The sequence below is a fragment of the Dyella japonica genome, assembly GCF_040545895.1.
Lineage (GTDB): Bacteria > Pseudomonadota > Gammaproteobacteria > Xanthomonadales > Rhodanobacteraceae > Dyella > Dyella japonica_D.
On sequence record NZ_JBEPMU010000003.1, the window covers coordinates 477529 to 492609 of the forward strand.

Genomic DNA, 15081 nt, shown 5'->3' on the forward strand with positions numbered 1-15081 from the left:
CATGGAAACACGCGCCCATCACGTACTCATAGGCCTGTTCACGGTAATCGTGGTGGCCGCCGCACTGCTGTTTGCGCTGTGGCTGGCCAAGTCCAGCTCGGACCGGCAGTTCACGGATTACCAGGTGGTGTTCAACGAGGCGGTCAACGGCCTCTCGCAGGGCAGCGCGGTGCAATACAACGGCATCAAGGTCGGCTCTGTCACTCAGCTCAAGCTCGACCCGCAGGACCCGCGCAAGGTGCTGGCGCGCATCCGTCTTGGCGGGGACGTTCCGGTGAAGCAGGACACGCATGCCAAGCTCACCCTGACGGGCGTGACGGGCCTTTCCATCATCCAGCTCAGCGGCGGTTCGCCGAATAGTCCGCCGCTGCAATCGAAGGACGACCAGTTGCCGGTGATCGTGGCCGACCCTTCCCCGCTCAGCCAGATCCTTGCCAACGGCGAGGACCTGGTGACCAACATCAACGAAGTGGTGGCGCGCGCGAACATGCTGCTCTCCCAAGAGAACACCGAGCGCATCAGCCGCACGCTGCAGCATCTGGACCAGATCACCGGCACCGTGGCCGATCAGCGCGAGGACATCCATCAGCTGCTCCAGCAGTTGGCGCAGGCGAGCAAGCAGGCCAATGAAACGCTGACGCAGACCAATGCGTTGGTGCGCAACGCCAACGGCCTGGTCGACAACCAGGCACGCGCCGCCCTGGACAGCGCGCGCAACGCCATGGCATCGCTGGACCGTTCCGCCGCGGACATCGACCGCCTGCTCAGCGACAACCGCGCCGCCATCAACGGTGGCCTGCAGGGCTTCAGTGAATTGGGACCGGCCGTGCGCGAACTGCGCGATGCGGCCGGCTCGCTGCGCGGCGTATCGCGCCGCCTCGACGACAACCCGGCGGGCTTCCTGCTCGGCCGTGACCGCAGCAAGGAGTTCGTACCATGAGGTTGCGCTTTCGCCTTACTGCCTGTGCAGCCATCGCGTTGCTCGCCGCCTGTTCCGTGCTTCCCAAGGCGGAGTCGCCGGACGTCTACCGCCTCCCGTCCACGCCGCTGCAACGCGACAACGCGCCTGCGGTGAACTGGACCTTGCGCGTGGACACGCCCAACGCCGAGCGGATGATCGACAGCTCGCGCATCGCCGTGTTGCCGCAGGGCAACGTGGTGAGCGTCTACCAGGGCGCACGCTGGGCCGACAACGCCACCACCTTGCTGCGCAACCGCCTCATGGATGCGTTTCGCGACAACGGGCGCGTCGCCGGCCTGAGCAGCGACGAGACCAGCCTGCAGGCGGACTACTCGCTCGCCGGCGACCTGCGCTCGTTTCAGTCGGTGTATGAGAACGGGCAACCCGTGGTGGTGATCCGCTTCGACGCGCGCCTGGTGAAGAACAGCGGACTGCGCATCGTGGCCACGCGCCGGTTCGATGTCACCCAGCCGGTGGGCGGCACGACCGTACCGCAAGTCGTCGCCGCGTTCGGGCAGGCCAGCGATGCGCTGGCCGCGCAAGTCGTGAGCTGGACACTGCAGCAGCCGCTCGACGGCCACGACATGCGCACGAACTGAAACGCTTAGCGTCGCGAGGCATCCACCCAGCGGAAGGTGAGGTTGATGCGCGGCCCTACCGCCGCGCTGGTCTTGGGTAGGTCGTGCACGTAACGTTGCTGCGTGTCGCCTGCCATGCGCAACAGGCTGCCGTGGCCGAGTTCGATCACATGCGTGTCGCTGCGCCCTGCGTCACCACGCGGCTTGAGGCGAAAGCGCCTGACCGCACCGAGGCTCAATGAGGCGATCACGGGCTGCCCGCCCAGCTCGGGTTCGTTGTCGCTGTGCCAGCCCATGGAGTCGCGACCATCGCGATAGAGATTGGCAAGCACGCTGTTGAACCGCGCGTCACACACATTTGCCACGCGATCGCGCAGGGCGCTCAGGGTCGGTGTCCATGGGCGCGGGTCGAAGCGCGTTTGTGAGTAGACATACATGGCGTCCTCGTCGCCGACCCAGCAACTCAGGCGCGGCGAATCCACCTCGCGTCCGAAGATGCGGATGCGGTGCACTTCCCACGGAATCGTCGCGCGCAATTCATCGAACAGCGCATCGGCTTCATCGCTGCCCAGCCATTGCGGCCACAGCGACAGCTCGCCGCCCGGCAGCGGCAACGGTTGCCAACCACCGGACGTTGTCAGATCGAACAGGCTCACGCCACGACCCTGCCCACTTCAACGAATGGCGGGATAGGCAGGCTCCACGTCGAGCGTGGCCGCACATACCGAGGCCAGTTCGAGCAGGCGCAGATCCGAACCGCGCGCGCCCACCAGCTGCAAACCAATCGGCATACCATCGGGCAGATAGCCCATGGGAATGTTCACCGCCGGGCAACCGGCCAGGCTGGCGAAGCTGGTGAGATCGGCCTGCGAATCGGGCACCGCGGCATCGAGCGGGAACGCGCCTTGCGGCGTGGTGGGCAGCACCAGCACGTCGATCTGCGCGAACAGGCGGCGCATCTTCAGCGTGGCGGCGTCGAGCACGCGATCGGCGCAGGCGTAGTCCGCCGCGCTCTTTCCCGCCGCGTAGCTCAACATCCGGCGGAAGTGTTCGGAGGCGCGCTGGTCGGTATTGGCGAGGTCGTCGGCAAACGTGCCCAGCATCTCCGCTTCCATCAGCAGCAGGCCGGCGCGACGCGTGCGGGCGAAATCCCAGTCGGCGAAATCCACCGTGCGGCGCTCGCCGAGTTCGCGCGGCCATTTCGCCAGCGCCGCCTCGAATACCTCGACCACATCCGGATGTACGCCAACGGCGCGCAGATCAGGCAGGAATCCCGCACGCAGGCGGCCTGGCTCCCAATCCGGCGGCGACAACGCCACGCGTCGGCGACGCGAGCGCGCGTCATCGGCGTCGTAGCCCGCCAGCACTTGCAGCAACACGGTGAGATCGTCCGCGCTGCGCGCGATCAGGCCCACCGTATCCAGGCGACGCGCCGCCGGCACCATGCCGCGCGCGGAAATCTCGCCGTGCGTGGGCTTGAGTGCATACACGCCGCAATAACTGGCAGGAATGCGGATGGAGCCAAGGCTGTCCGAACCGACCGCCGCCACCGCCAGCCCCGCCGCGACCGCCGCCGCCGCACCGCCGGACGATCCGCCCGCGGTGTAGCCATGGCGATGCGGATTGTGCGTCGCACCGAAATGCGGATTGTCGGTGACCGCGCCCAGCGCGCCCTCGTCCATGTTGGTCTTGCCGATCAGCACGGCGCCGGAGGCACGCAGGCGCGACACCACGTGGGCGTCGTCGCCCACCGGCTTGCGCCGCCCCGCCAGACCCGCGCTGGTCGGCCAGCCGGCCACGTCGAAGTTGTCCTTCAGTGCGATGGGAATGCCATCGAGACGCCCGATGACGCCGTCGCGGCGTCGGTGCTGGGCCGCCAGCGCCTGCTCCTGCAGCATCGCTGAACTCAGGCTCACATAGGCATTGAGCTGCGGATTGAGGCGCTCGATGGCCTCAAGATAGGTCTCAGCCAGCGCCTGTGGCTGCACGCGCTCCACCGCCAGCCAATGCAGCAGCTGGCACATGGTGGCTCGGCGCAGATCGAGTTCGCTGATCGGTGGCTGCACATTCATGCTCTCTTCCCTGTGTCGCTTTGGGGGGGATTATCGCTACCGCAGATGAAGGGTTTGCAAGGATTTGCCCACCGTTGCCCCCGATGGCCCGAACCCGGACAATGCCGGATTGGCCGTTCCATACGTCCGGGAACGGTAAACGTGCCGCACAAGATCAGCTGGAGTCCGCCATGAGCGACCGCGAAATCATGGAATACGACGTCGTCGTCGTTGGCGCAGGCCCCTCCGGGCTCGCGTTCGCCATCCGCCTCAAGCAATTGAAGCCGGAGGTGAGCGTCTGCGTGATCGAGAAGGCGTCCACCATTGGCGCGCAGATCCTCTCGGGCGCGGTGATCGAACCACAGCCGCTGGACGCATTGCTGCCGGGCTGGCGCGACAATCCGCCGCCGATCTGCGTGCCGGCCACCGACGATGAATTCTGGCTGCTCAGCAAGGAAGGCGGCCGCAAGCTGCCGGTACCGCCGGGCATGAACAACCACGGCAACTTCATCGTGTCGCTGGGCGCCATGTGCGCGTGGCTGGCGCCGCAAGCCGAAGCGCTTGGCGTGGACGTGTTCCCCGGCTTCGCCGCGGCCGACACCGTTCACAACGAGGACGGCTCCGTGGCCGGCGTGCGCATCGGCGACATGGGCGTGGCGAAGGACGGCTCGCACAAGGCCGGCTACACGCAGGGCATCGACATCAAGGCCAAGGTCACCGTGCTGGCCGAAGGCGCGCGCGGCAGCCTCACCAAGCAGCTGATCAAGCGCTTTGCGCTGGACAAGGACAGCGACCCGCAGGGCTATTCCATCGGCATCAAGGAACTGTGGCAGGTGCCCGCAGGCCGCGTGCAGCCGGGCAAGATCGTGCACAGCTTCGGCTGGCCCGCCGACAGCCACACCTACGGCGGCAGCTTCCTCTATCACCTGGACAAGGATCGCATCGCGCTCGGTTACGTCAGCGGCCTCGACTACAGCGATCCCAACTACCAGCCGTGGGAAGCCTTCCAGCAGTGGAAGAACCATCCTTCGGTGAAGTCGCTGCTCGAAGGCGGCACCATTCTTTCTGCCGGTGCGCGCGCTATCGTCACCGGTGGTTACCAGTCGCTGCCGAAGGTGGAGATGCCCGGCGCGCTGCTGATCGGCGACACCGCCGGCCTGCTCAACGTGCCCAAGATCAAGGGCACGCACCAGGCGATCAAGAGCGGCATGCTCGCCGCCGAACACCTCATCGCCAACGAACTCAATCCGGCCGGCTTCGATGCCAAGCTGCGCGGCTCGGACGTGATGGCCGAACTGAAGAGCGTGCGCAACATCAAGCCTGCCTTCAAGAAGGGCCTGTGGTTCGGCATGATGAACGCGGCGTGGGAAACCGTCCTGCGCGGCGCCTCGCCGTGGACGCTCAAGAACAAGGCCGACTGGTCGTCGCTGCACAAGCTCGGCGAGTGCGAAGAGCCCAAGCGCGACTACGTGCAGCCACGCGAACTGCCGCCGCGCGACCGTCTTGCCGGCGTCTACTTCGCCGCCACCGAGCACGACGAAGACCAGCCCATTCATCTGCACGTCGCCGACACCAACGTGTGCGTCACCAAGTGTGCGGTGGAATACGGCAACCCGTGCACCCGCTTCTGCCCCGCCGGCGTCTACGAAATCGTGAACGACGAGGTAGGCAAGCGCCTGCAGATCAACGCCGCCAACTGCGTGCACTGCAAAACCTGCGATATCAAGGACCCGTACCAGATCATCAACTGGGTCACACCGGAAGGTGGCTCGGGTCCGAATTACCAGAATCTGTGAGTAACGCATTCTCCTGGCGCATCAGCCGCCTCTTGTACTTCGCGCGGCGCATCAAGGGCAGTATCGCGCAGCGTGGAGTGCGTGGCGCCTTCCAGCGCCTGTTGCAGCAGCGAACGGGTCTTCGCACGATGTTGGGCGCCACGGATACGATGGCCGTGCCATCCATGCCCTTGGGCGAACCCAGGCGTGGTCGCATCCTTGTTGTCGACAGCATGGTGCCGGACCCCATCCGCGACTCGGGATCCATGCGGCTCAGCCAGATGATGCGCTTGCTGTGCGAGGAAGGCTGGCAGATCGATTTCTTTGCTGCCGACGGTTTTGCCACCCCGGCAGACACAGCGCGGCTGGCAGCCATTGGCGTACGTTACCAGTCCGCCAATCCCTGGCGCTGGCTTCGGCAGCATGGACCTGAACTTGATGCCGTACTGCTATGCAGACTGCCTGTAGCGAGCCAATATCTCGATATCGTCAGGGAAACCAGTCCTAAAGCAAAGGTCGTATTCGACACGGTGGACCTGCACTACGTCCGCGAGCAACGCGCAGCCGCACTGACCGGAAACAAACGCCTGTATCGCCACGCAGCGCAGTCGCGCCGTTGTGAGCTGGACGCGATCTCCCGCAGCGACGTCACTTTGGTGGTCAGTGAGGAAGAGCAGATGACGCTGATACGCGAGTTGCCGGATACCCGCGTCCAGCTTCTCAGCAATATCCACGAGGTTCACGGTCGTCGCTCAGGCTTTGACGAGCGTCGCGACCTCCTTTTCATTGGCGGCTTCGGCCATCCTCCGAACGCGGACGCCATGCAATGGTTTGCCGCAGAAGTCTTGCCACTGCTTCGCATCAGCGAACCGGAGCTGGTACTACACTTGGTGGGAGATATCGACGAAGCATCTCGTCGCGCACTGAATCGCGACGGCATCAAGATCCACGGCCGTGTCGACGATATCCGACCATTGATGGAGAGCTGCCGTGTGTCCGTGGCGCCGCTGCGATTCGGCGCGGGCGTAAAGGGCAAGGTGAATCTCGCCATGAGCTATGGCCTACCCGTGGTGGTCACCTCGATCGCCGCAGAGGGCATGTTTCTGGTCAACGGAACCAATGCGTTGATTGCCGATCAGGCCACGGCGTTTGCCGAGGCGATCCTGCAGCTTTACCGCGATCATCAGGTATGGATGCGCTTGTCCGAAGGCGCACTTGAGAACGTTCGCCAGCACTTTTCCGTCGAGCAGGCGCGACGGACGCTGCAGCAAGTATTCACTGATGCACCTAAGAGCCCGACCTCATGAGACAGCTGCTTGCCCCGCTGCGATTGTGGCTGGCCCGTCGTCCGGCGCTGCGCCGCAGACTTACGCTTCTCATCTATCGGTTTCCCGCACTCGACATGCGCTTGCGTCGCCTACTGCACGCCAACGAGCATCGCGACTTGACCCTGGAAGTGGACGCAGCTCATTTGTCGGCACCGTCCCGCACTGTCATGGGGCGCCTGAAGGCGAGGATGCCGCGCGCATGAAGCTCATGCTGGACATGCAGGGTGCGCAGTGCCAGAGCCGGCATCGCGGGATAGGTCGTTACAGCCTCGACCTTGCCAGGGCACTGGCCTTGGCCGCTACCGACTACTGCGACCTCCATTTCTCGTTCAACGCTCAGCTCGATGAAGCGACCGACACAATAATCAGCAAGCTACATCCGCATGCCGGCGCAAGAAAGCGACTGATGTTCGCCTCGCTGAACGATGTTTGCGTGCAGACTGCCGACAACCATATTCGTCGCAGGGTGGCAGAGCAGCTGATGTGCCACGCTCTGATGCAGTCTCACTCGGACGTCGTCTGGTTCAGCAGCATGATCGAGGGTTACGGCGATGACGCAGTGATCCCGGAAACCGGCCTCGATGGAATCCGGACGGTGGCGACGCTGTATGACCTTATTCCGCTGCACGATCCGCAAGCCTATCTCGGTCATCCGCGGGTCAAGGCGTGGTACGACGCCAAACTCCGCGCGCTCGAGCAATGCGACCTATTGCTCTCGATTTCCGACTGGGTGAGGCAAGATGCGATTGACCGGCTTGGCATTGAACCGCATCGCATCGTCTCCATCGGAGGAGGTGTAGATTCGCGGTTTGCGCCAAGAACTGACCGACAAGAGCTGGCGGAACGCATCCGCGCGGCATGCGGCGTCAGCGGTCCTTACGTGCTGTACAACGGCGGATTCGATCCACGCAAGAACGTACCAGCGCTGATCCAGGCATATGCGGGGTTGCCAGCAGCGCTCCGGGATTCGCATCCCCTGGTGATTGTCGGCAAGATTTCCACGGAACAATTGGCCGGGATGCAGTCGGCGATCCACCGGATGAGGCTGGCGCCATCTTCGGTCATCTTTACCGGCTTCGTTTCAGATGAGGCGTTGGTAGACCTTTATTGTGGCTGCGCGCTATTCGTCTTTCCATCCACGATGGAGGGTTTTGGCCTGCCGCCATTGGAGGCGATGGCCTGCGGTGTGCCCGTGATCGCCAGCAACGTCACCAGCCTTCCTGAGGTTATCGGCAACGCGGAGGCCACGTTCGACCCGACAAATACCCATGCCATCACGGCTCTCATGGAGTTGGTACTCACCAACCCTGCGCGAGCCGAGGCGCTGCGTCGACATGGGCTGCAGCAGGCGGCAAAGTTCAGCTGGAAGGCAGTGGCCACACGCGCACTGCAAGCCGTGGAGGCATTGGTCCGACAGCCGCTGCCCGTGCAGGCTCCTGCCCTGCCTGGCATCGTCAAGCCTAAATTACTATGGCTGAAAAGTGGGTCGACGCCGACCTGGCTCAATCAGCTCGAGACATATTTCGAACTTACCGTCGATTCCATGCCGCTCGATGCATGGCGCTTAACGTCCACGCTGGAAGAACAGCTACATCGCTCGGATCGGATCGTCTACACCGCTGGCGCACAAGATGCGGTCTCAGCGACGGCTCTTGCAAGACGTTGGCCAGGCGCGGTGTGGATGGATGTTCCACTCGAGGCATCGCAGATACCAGGTTTACCGGCATTGCGATACGAATTGGCCGGGTTTGCCGCCTGCGCAGACGCATCCTTGGCGTTACCGCTGTTCGACGAGGGGTGCCTGGGCATTTTCCTTGCGACGGACTCGCCTCTTCCAAAGGCCGTTTCGGCGACCGTTCGCACTGCGCAAATAGGTGCTGGTATTACGGCCGATGCAGTGGCGAACCAACTCGATAGCTGGTTTGCGACGTCGAGCGAAGGATGTGAGGCGAAGCTCCTCGGTGAACTGGCTGCGCCGTCCTCCACGCTGGATGACGACGAGATTGCTCGCATCAGTGATGCGGTCGTTCGTGCTCGACCCGCATCAAAGGTCACGCAATGGTTGGTTGACGTGACGCAGATTACCCGGCATGACATCGGCACAGGTGTTCAGCGTGTGGTGCGTTCCATCCTCGAACGATGGCTGCGCGATCCGCCGGCGGGAGTGCGCGTGGAGCCCGTCGCCTTTGTGGAAGGCCACTTTCGCTATGCCAGAAGCTACGCGCTGCGACTGCTGGGACTGGACCCTTCGTTGCTTAGCGACGATTTCGTCCAGGTCATGCCTGGTGACCAGTACATCGGGCTGGACTGGTCCGCCGAATCCATAGCCACGGTGGAACGCCTGCTACGCGATTGGCATCGTCGTGGCGTCGGCATGCACTTCGTGGTGCACGACCTGCTTCCCATCTCGCTGCCCGAGGCGTTCCATCCCTTTGCCCGCAATCTCTTTGTGGGCTGGCTTCAGCAGGCCTGCTCTATCGCTGATGGGTTGCATTGTGTGTCCGCAGCCACCGCCACCCAGCTCCGTCAATGGCTGGACCGAAACCCTCTCCCTTACCAATTTGGGGAACGACCCGAAGTAGGCAGTTTCCACCTTGGCGTCGACGCGATCGCCATTGCTGAGCCCTTGGCCCCACCCACGGGGCTGTCTGACGCCATGTCCAAGCGCCGCACCCTGTTGATGGTGGGCACGCTGGAGCCCCGCAAGGGGCATGCGCAGGCCCTGGATGCCATCGAGCGCCTGTGGGCAGAGGGACGCGACATCAACCTGGTTATCGTCGGCCGCGTGGGCTGGATGGTGGAAGCACTGGTTCGACGCCTGGAGAAGCACGAGGAGCGCGACCAGCGCTTGTTCTGGCTGGACAACGCCGATGATGGCCTGCTCGAGTCCGTGTATCGCTCGGCCACAGCATTGTTGGCGCCATCGCTTGGAGAGGGTTATGGCCTCCCCCTCATTGAGGCCGCCCATCGCGGACTGCCGGTGCTTGCGCGTGACATTCCGGTTTTTCGCGAGGTAGTCGGCGACTACGCGGACTACTTCAACGCCAGCTCACCCGAAGAACTGGCCACCGCCATCACCGACTGGCTGAACAGCCCTCCAGGGCGGCGTAAATCGGCCCCCTGGCCTACCTGGGACCAGAGTGGCGCGGCACTCGCCGGGTTGATTCGCGGAGTTTAGCGGGACACGGGGGTTCAAACGGTCGTTTGAACTTGGTTACAATGCATAATTGTTATTTCGGCCTTCCCCACGCCCGTGGGATGAAACTCCAAGGACTCGCACATGAAGATTCTGGTCGGCTACAAGCGCGTGGTGGACTACAACGTCCGCATCCAGGTGAAGCCCGATGGCACGGGCGTGGTGACGGACGGCGTGAAGCTCTCCGCCAACCCCTTCGACGATATCGCCCTGGAAGAAGCGCTGCGTCTGCGCGAAAAAGGTGTCGCCGAGGAAGTGATCGTGGTGGGTATCGGCCCGGCCGACCTCACTGCGCACCTCCGCAACGGCCTGGCCATGGGCGCCAACCGCGCCATCCATGTGACCACCGCGGACGCGGTGCAGCCGCTGACTGCCGCCCGCATCTTCCAGAAACTGATCGAGAAGGAACAGCCGGGCCTGGTCATCCTGGGCAAGCAGGCCATCGACGACGACGCCAACCAGACCGGCCAGATGCTGGCCGCGCTGTGGGACCGTCCGCAGGCCACCTTCGCCAGCAAGGTCGAGATCGCCGACGGCAAGGTCACCGTGACACGCGAAGTCGACGCCGGCCTGGAAGTGATCGAAGCGGAACTGCCCGCCGTCATCACCACCGACCTGCGTCTCAACGAGCCACGCTTCATCAAGCTGCCGGACATCATGAAGGCCAAGTCCAAGCCGATCGACACGATCGAGTTCGCCTCGCTGGGCGTGGAGGCCAACGATCATCTCAAGACCACGCACTACGCCGCGCCGGCCAAGCGCAGCAAGGGCGTGATGGTGAAGGATGCGGCCGAACTGGTCGCGACGCTGAAGCAGAAGGGGCTTTTGTGATCTTCCCTGATCACATCCCGGCCATCCATGGCCGGACTCTTCACTAAAAGCCTTCCTGTCCCACGTTTGAGGGAACACCCATGTCCAAGATTCTCGTCATCGCCGAACATCTGAACGGCAAGCTCAACTCATCCACCGCGCGCGCCGTGAGCGCCGCCGCGGCCGTCAAGCCCGAGGCCATCGACGTGCTGGTGCTGGCCGACAACGCCGACGCCATCGCCGCCGAGGCCGCAAGGATCGAGGGCGTGAGCCGCGTGCTCACCATCGCTCGCGCCGAGAACGCGCACCCGCTCGCCGCCGTGCTGGCACCGCAGATCGCCAAGGCCGCCGCCGGTTACAGCCACGTGTTCGCGCCTTCCACCACCTTCGGCAAGGACGTGCTGCCGCGCGTGGCCGCCCTGCTCGGCGTCGCGCAGGTCAGTGATGTTATGAGCGTGGAGGGCAGCCACGCCTTCAAGCGCCCGATCTACGCCGGCAACGCCATCATCACGGTGGAAGCCGATGCGGGCAGTACCGTGGTCGCCACCATCCGCACCGCTTCGTGGGCTGCCGCCGCCACGGGCGCGAACAGCGCACCGATCGAGGCGTTGAGCATCGATGTCGCCCTGCCCTCGCACACCCGCTTCGTCGAACTGCAGTCGGGCAAGAGCGATCGCCCGGACCTGCAGAGCGCCAACAAAGTCGTTTCCGGCGGCCGCGGCGTGGGTTCGAAGGAAAACTTCGAGATCATCTACAAGTTCGCCGACAAGATCGGCGCCGCCGTGGGCGCCTCGCGCGCTGCGGTGGACGCCGGCTACGTGCCGAGCGACCTGCAAGTGGGCCAGACCGGCAAGATCATCGCGCCGGAGCTGTACATGGCCATCGGCATCTCCGGCGCCATCCAGCACCTCACCGGCATCAAGGACGCCGGCACCATCGTCGCCATCAACAAGGACGGCGAGGCGCCGATTTTTGAGATTGCGGATATTGGCCTGGTAGGGGACTTGTTCAAGATCCTGCCCGAGCTGGAGCTGGCTATCGGCTGACGCGCAAGGCCGTGGCCGGGTCTACGCACCCTAAGGGTGCAGTCAACACGGCCCGGCCTTAGTAATGAAACGGCGCCAGCTTCTTGCTGGCGCCGTTTCTATTTGCAATGCAACAAAATACGGATTCCAAGTGCAGCGCTAATCAGCATCACCATTCCATGGCCTGGCCCGCAGAAGCCTACGCCACGCCGTGCAACGCGGTGGGCGCTCCAGTAAGATACTTGCGGTATTGGGGATACGTCGCAGAAATACTTGCGCATCAGCATTTCCACTGGCTTCGTGCCAGGCGCCCCTGCACATCCTGGGTAGGTGCCCGTTCCAACCACAGCGATGGAACGTGTGGATTCGATCAATTTGTTTATGGAGAAGAATTTGAGCCAGATTTTGGTTACCGGCGGCGCAGGATTCCTTGGCTCTCACCTGTGCGACCGCCTGATTGAAGCTGGGCACGACGTCCTGTGCGTGGACAACTTCTTCACGGGCTCCAAGGACAACATCCGCCACCTCATCGGCCATCCGTCGTTCGAACTGGTGCGCCACGACGTCACTTTCCCGTTGTACGTCGAGGTCAAGCAAATCTACAACCTTGCCTGCCCTGCATCGCCCGTGCACTACCAGCACGATCCGGTGCAGACCACCAAGACCAGCGTACACGGCGCGATCAATATGCTGGGTCTGGCCAAGCGCACGCGCGCACGCATCCTGCAGGCGTCCACGTCCGAGGTGTATGGCGACCCGGAAGTGCATCCGCAGCCCGAATCGTACTGGGGCCGCACCAACCCGATCGGTATCCGCAGCTGCTACGACGAAGGCAAGCGCTGCGCGGAGACACTGTTCTTCGACTACTGGCGCCAGCACCAGCTTGAAATCAAGGTCATGCGCATCTTCAACACGTATGGCCCGCGCATGCATCCCAACGACGGTCGCGTGGTGAGCAATTTCATCGTGCAGGCGCTCAAGGGCGAACCGATCACCATCTATGGTGACGGCAAGCAGACCCGCAGCTTTTGCTACGTCGACGACCTGATCGAAGGCATGCGCCGCTTGATGGACAGCGCCGCCGACATCACCGGCCCAATCAATATCGGCAACCCCGGCGAGTTCACCATGCTGGAGCTGGCGGAGAAGGTGATTTCGCTCGTAGGCGGCAAATCCAAGATCACCTACATGCCGCTGCCGAGTGACGACCCGAAGCAGCGTCAGCCCGACATCACCTTGGCCAAGACGAAGCTGGACTGGACCCCCAAGGTCTCGCTCGACGACGGTCTGAAGGAAACCGTGGCCTACTTCCGCCACCGCCTCGGAGTCTGAAAGCGCATGGATCATCCCAGGTTGATCGTGGTGACCCCGGTATTCGAAGATACCGAGGCTTCGACCATCCTTTTTTCGGAGCTGGCCAAGGCTTGCGGCAGGGAAATCCATGTCGTGGCCGTGGACGATGGCTCAGTGAAGCAGCCACTCACGCTGGCCGGCCTACGCGCGGCCGGCGTGCAGGGACAGGTGCTTCGCCTTAAGCGCAACGTCGGCCACCAGCGCGCGATCGCGACCGGCATCGCGTACGTCGCCGACCAGTTTCGCAGCATCGATCGCCTTGTCATCATGGACTCGGACGGCGAGGACTTGCCGCAGACCATCGGCGCCCTGCTTGACGACCTGGATAACCATGAGGCTGACGTCGTTGTCGCGCAGCGCAAGAGCCGCGTGGAGAGCTTCCGCTTCAAGGCGTTCTACGTGGTCTACAAGACATTGTTCAGCCTGCTCACCGGTCGCAAGATCAGCTTCGGCAATTTCATGGCCATGAACGAGGCTGGTGTGCGCCGTCTCGCGGCGATGGGCGAACTGGCCACGCATGTGGCAGGCACCGTGCTGGTATCACGCTTGCGCTGGCGCACCTGTGCACTCGACCGTGGCCCGCGCTACGCCGGCAAGAGCAAGATGAATTTCGTCGGCCTGGCATTGCACGGGTTCAAGGGACTGATGATTTTTGCCGAGGACGTGCTCGTGCGTGTCGGCATCGCGTGTGCCTTGGTTGCTGTGTTGTCGTTGCTCGGTGGCACCGCCGCCGTCGTGCTCAAGGCCGCTGGTTACGCTACGCCGGGTTGGTTCTCAGTGGCGCTGGGCCTGCTGTTACTGGTGTTCCTGCAGACGGGCGCCATTACGCTGATGACGCTGATGCTCACCGGCATCACCCGCGGCACCACGGTGCTTCCGCTGGACTATCGACTACTGGTGGACAAGGTATTTTCCACGACCGATACGCACCAGCATGCTTAGCCTGCTGAAGTACCAGCCAGTCCGTTACCTCATCAACGGACTGGTGGCGACCTGCGTCAGCTATGGGGTACTGACCGCCTGCATCCACCTGCTCCATATTCCCTCGGCGGGCGTCTCCAACTTCATCGCGGCCGCATTTGGTATCACGGCCTCGTTCCTGGGTAGTCGGCATTTCGTCTTTCCCGGCACCACGGAATCGGTATGGCATCAGCTCGCCCGCTTCTGGCTGCTGTACGCCGTGCTGGCGCTGATGCAGGCAGGCGCGCTGTTCGTGTGGACGGACTGGGCCAAGCTGGATTACCGCATCGGTTTCCTGATCGGCACCTTCCTGCAAATGGTGTGCAGTTATTTCGGAGGAAAGCATTGGGTATTCAAACGGTAAAAATCGGGCGCATCGTCGTCGCCACTGCGCTGTTCGTCATCGCGCTGCTGGCCATCTACGTCATTCATGCGCTGTATCTGCCGGTGAACGTGGTGTTCTACAGCGCCATCCTCGATGGCGTGATTGCCACCGCGCTGTGCGGCGCGCTGCTGTGGCTGCTGCCGTGGTTTCGCCCATTGGACCTGGTCGAGAAGCTGCAGCTTCTCGTCATCTGGCTGCTGCTGGGCTACAGCTTCGCCATCTCGGTGCCGACGGTGCTGGATCGCTCGCTGTCGTTCTACATCCTTGAAAAGCTCGACCAGCGCGGCGGCGGCATCCGCCAGGACGCCTTCGCGGACGTCTTCACCAAGGAATACATGCCAGAGGACCACCTGGTCGACGTACGCCTGACCGAACAGCTGCAGTCCGGCACCATCGTCATCAAGGACGGTTGCGTGCTGCTGACGCCCAAGGGCCAGTCACTGGCACGCTTCAGCCGGTTCTTCCGCAACAATCTGTTGCCCAAGCATCGGCTGCTGATGGGGTCGTATTCGGACGTACTGACCGATCCCTTCCGTAACAGCACAACCGCCGTCGACTACCGTTGCGAGTAAATTACATCTTGGATCCTGGCGGCGGAGATCCTGAAAAATAGCCGTCAGGTGCCTTGAGGGTGCTGCAGGCGGCGTGCTAACACCAGG

General features: G+C 63.3%; 14 protein-coding genes. 12 read left to right on the forward strand and 2 right to left on the reverse strand.

Features of this window, described 5'->3' with window-relative positions:
* The first annotated feature begins 1 nt into the window (after position 1).
* Both ABIC75_RS12375 and ABIC75_RS12380 read left to right on the forward strand, forming a co-directional pair.
* On the forward strand, positions 2–940 hold the full coding sequence (locus tag ABIC75_RS12375; RefSeq protein WP_354014155.1) for an MlaD family protein: 939 nt from the start codon (positions 2–4) through the stop codon (positions 938–940).
* Positions 937–1560 (forward strand): ABC-type transport auxiliary lipoprotein family protein, encoded by a 624-nt coding sequence (locus ABIC75_RS12380; RefSeq protein ID WP_354014156.1) that lies wholly within the window; start codon positions 937–939, stop codon positions 1558–1560. Before ABIC75_RS12375 ends, ABIC75_RS12380 begins: the two co-directional genes overlap by 4 nt.
* Positions 1561–1565: 5 nt before the next feature.
* Here the strand turns inward: ABIC75_RS12380 and ABIC75_RS12385 are convergent, their stop codons facing one another.
* Together ABIC75_RS12385 and ABIC75_RS12390 are read right to left on the reverse strand one after the other, a co-directional pair.
* Complete coding sequence (locus ABIC75_RS12385; protein ID WP_354014157.1) at positions 1566–2195, reverse strand: alpha-ketoglutarate-dependent dioxygenase AlkB family protein; 630 nt, start codon at positions 2193–2195, stop codon at positions 1566–1568.
* An 18-nt stretch (positions 2196–2213) separates the two neighbouring features.
* Positions 2214–3611, reverse strand: coding sequence for an amidase (locus tag ABIC75_RS12390; RefSeq protein ID WP_354014158.1), 1398 nt, complete (start codon positions 3609–3611; stop codon positions 2214–2216).
* A 170-nt stretch (positions 3612–3781) separates the two neighbouring features.
* Between ABIC75_RS12390 and ABIC75_RS12395 the strand changes: the two genes are divergently transcribed.
* The 10 genes from ABIC75_RS12395 (at position 3782) to ABIC75_RS12440 (ending at position 14994) form a co-directional block, all read left to right on the forward strand.
* Positions 3782–5386, forward strand: a complete 1605-nt coding sequence (locus ABIC75_RS12395; RefSeq protein ID WP_354014159.1) for an electron transfer flavoprotein-ubiquinone oxidoreductase — start codon at positions 3782–3784, stop codon at positions 5384–5386.
* A complete protein-coding gene (locus tag ABIC75_RS12400; RefSeq protein WP_354014160.1) occupies positions 5383–6672 on the forward strand; it encodes a glycosyltransferase in 1290 nt (429 codons plus the stop codon). The genes ABIC75_RS12395 and ABIC75_RS12400 overlap by 4 nt, the downstream gene beginning before the upstream one ends.
* The gene (locus ABIC75_RS12405) at positions 6669–6896 is read left to right on the forward strand and encodes a hypothetical protein (protein ID WP_354014161.1); all 228 of its coding nucleotides are present in this window, start codon (positions 6669–6671) and stop codon (positions 6894–6896) included. Before ABIC75_RS12400 ends, ABIC75_RS12405 begins: the two co-directional genes overlap by 4 nt.
* Positions 6893–9871, forward strand: a complete 2979-nt coding sequence (locus ABIC75_RS12410) for a glycosyltransferase family 4 protein (protein WP_354014162.1) — start codon at positions 6893–6895, stop codon at positions 9869–9871. Before ABIC75_RS12405 ends, ABIC75_RS12410 begins: the two co-directional genes overlap by 4 nt.
* A gap of 102 nt (positions 9872–9973) precedes the next feature.
* Complete coding sequence (locus tag ABIC75_RS12415) at positions 9974–10720, forward strand: electron transfer flavoprotein subunit beta/FixA family protein (RefSeq protein WP_354014163.1); 747 nt, start codon at positions 9974–9976, stop codon at positions 10718–10720.
* Between the two features lie 80 nt (positions 10721–10800).
* Positions 10801–11745, forward strand: coding sequence for an electron transfer flavoprotein subunit alpha/FixB family protein (locus ABIC75_RS12420; RefSeq protein WP_354014164.1), 945 nt, complete (start codon positions 10801–10803; stop codon positions 11743–11745).
* Positions 11746–12117: 372 nt separating this feature from the next.
* Complete coding sequence (locus tag ABIC75_RS12425) at positions 12118–13056, forward strand: UDP-glucuronic acid decarboxylase family protein (RefSeq protein WP_436407917.1); 939 nt, start codon at positions 12118–12120, stop codon at positions 13054–13056.
* Positions 13057–13062: 6 nt separating this feature from the next.
* A complete protein-coding gene (locus ABIC75_RS12430; protein ID WP_354014166.1) occupies positions 13063–14019 on the forward strand; it encodes a glycosyltransferase in 957 nt (318 codons plus the stop codon).
* On the forward strand, positions 14012–14401 hold the full coding sequence (locus ABIC75_RS12435) for a GtrA family protein (RefSeq protein WP_354014167.1): 390 nt from the start codon (positions 14012–14014) through the stop codon (positions 14399–14401). The genes ABIC75_RS12430 and ABIC75_RS12435 overlap by 8 nt, the downstream gene beginning before the upstream one ends.
* Complete coding sequence (locus ABIC75_RS12440) at positions 14383–14994, forward strand: hypothetical protein (protein WP_354014168.1); 612 nt, start codon at positions 14383–14385, stop codon at positions 14992–14994. The genes ABIC75_RS12435 and ABIC75_RS12440 overlap by 19 nt, the downstream gene beginning before the upstream one ends.
* Positions 14995–15081 lie beyond the last annotated feature (87 nt).

Bases quoted from the DNA above. Each gene is read 5' to 3' on its own strand.
- ABIC75_RS12375 (WP_354014155.1), top strand. From the start codon at position 2: ATGGAAACACGCGCCCATCACGTACTCATAGGCCTGTTCACGGTAATC.
- ABIC75_RS12380 (WP_354014156.1), top strand. From the start codon at position 937: ATGAGGTTGCGCTTTCGCCTTACTGCCTGTGCAGCCATCGCGTTGCTC.
- ABIC75_RS12390 (WP_354014158.1), bottom strand. From the start codon at position 3,611: ATGAATGTGCAGCCACCGATCAGCGAACTCGATCTGCGCCGAGCCACC.
- ABIC75_RS12395 (WP_354014159.1), top strand. From the start codon at position 3,782: ATGAGCGACCGCGAAATCATGGAATACGACGTCGTCGTCGTTGGCGCA.
- ABIC75_RS12405 (WP_354014161.1), top strand. From the start codon at position 6,669: ATGAGACAGCTGCTTGCCCCGCTGCGATTGTGGCTGGCCCGTCGTCCG.
- ABIC75_RS12410 (WP_354014162.1), top strand. From the start codon at position 6,893: ATGAAGCTCATGCTGGACATGCAGGGTGCGCAGTGCCAGAGCCGGCAT.
- ABIC75_RS12415 (WP_354014163.1), top strand. From the start codon at position 9,974: ATGAAGATTCTGGTCGGCTACAAGCGCGTGGTGGACTACAACGTCCGC.
- ABIC75_RS12420 (WP_354014164.1), top strand. From the start codon at position 10,801: ATGTCCAAGATTCTCGTCATCGCCGAACATCTGAACGGCAAGCTCAAC.
- ABIC75_RS12430 (WP_354014166.1), top strand. From the start codon at position 13,063: ATGGATCATCCCAGGTTGATCGTGGTGACCCCGGTATTCGAAGATACC.
- ABIC75_RS12435 (WP_354014167.1), top strand. From the start codon at position 14,012: ATGCTTAGCCTGCTGAAGTACCAGCCAGTCCGTTACCTCATCAACGGA.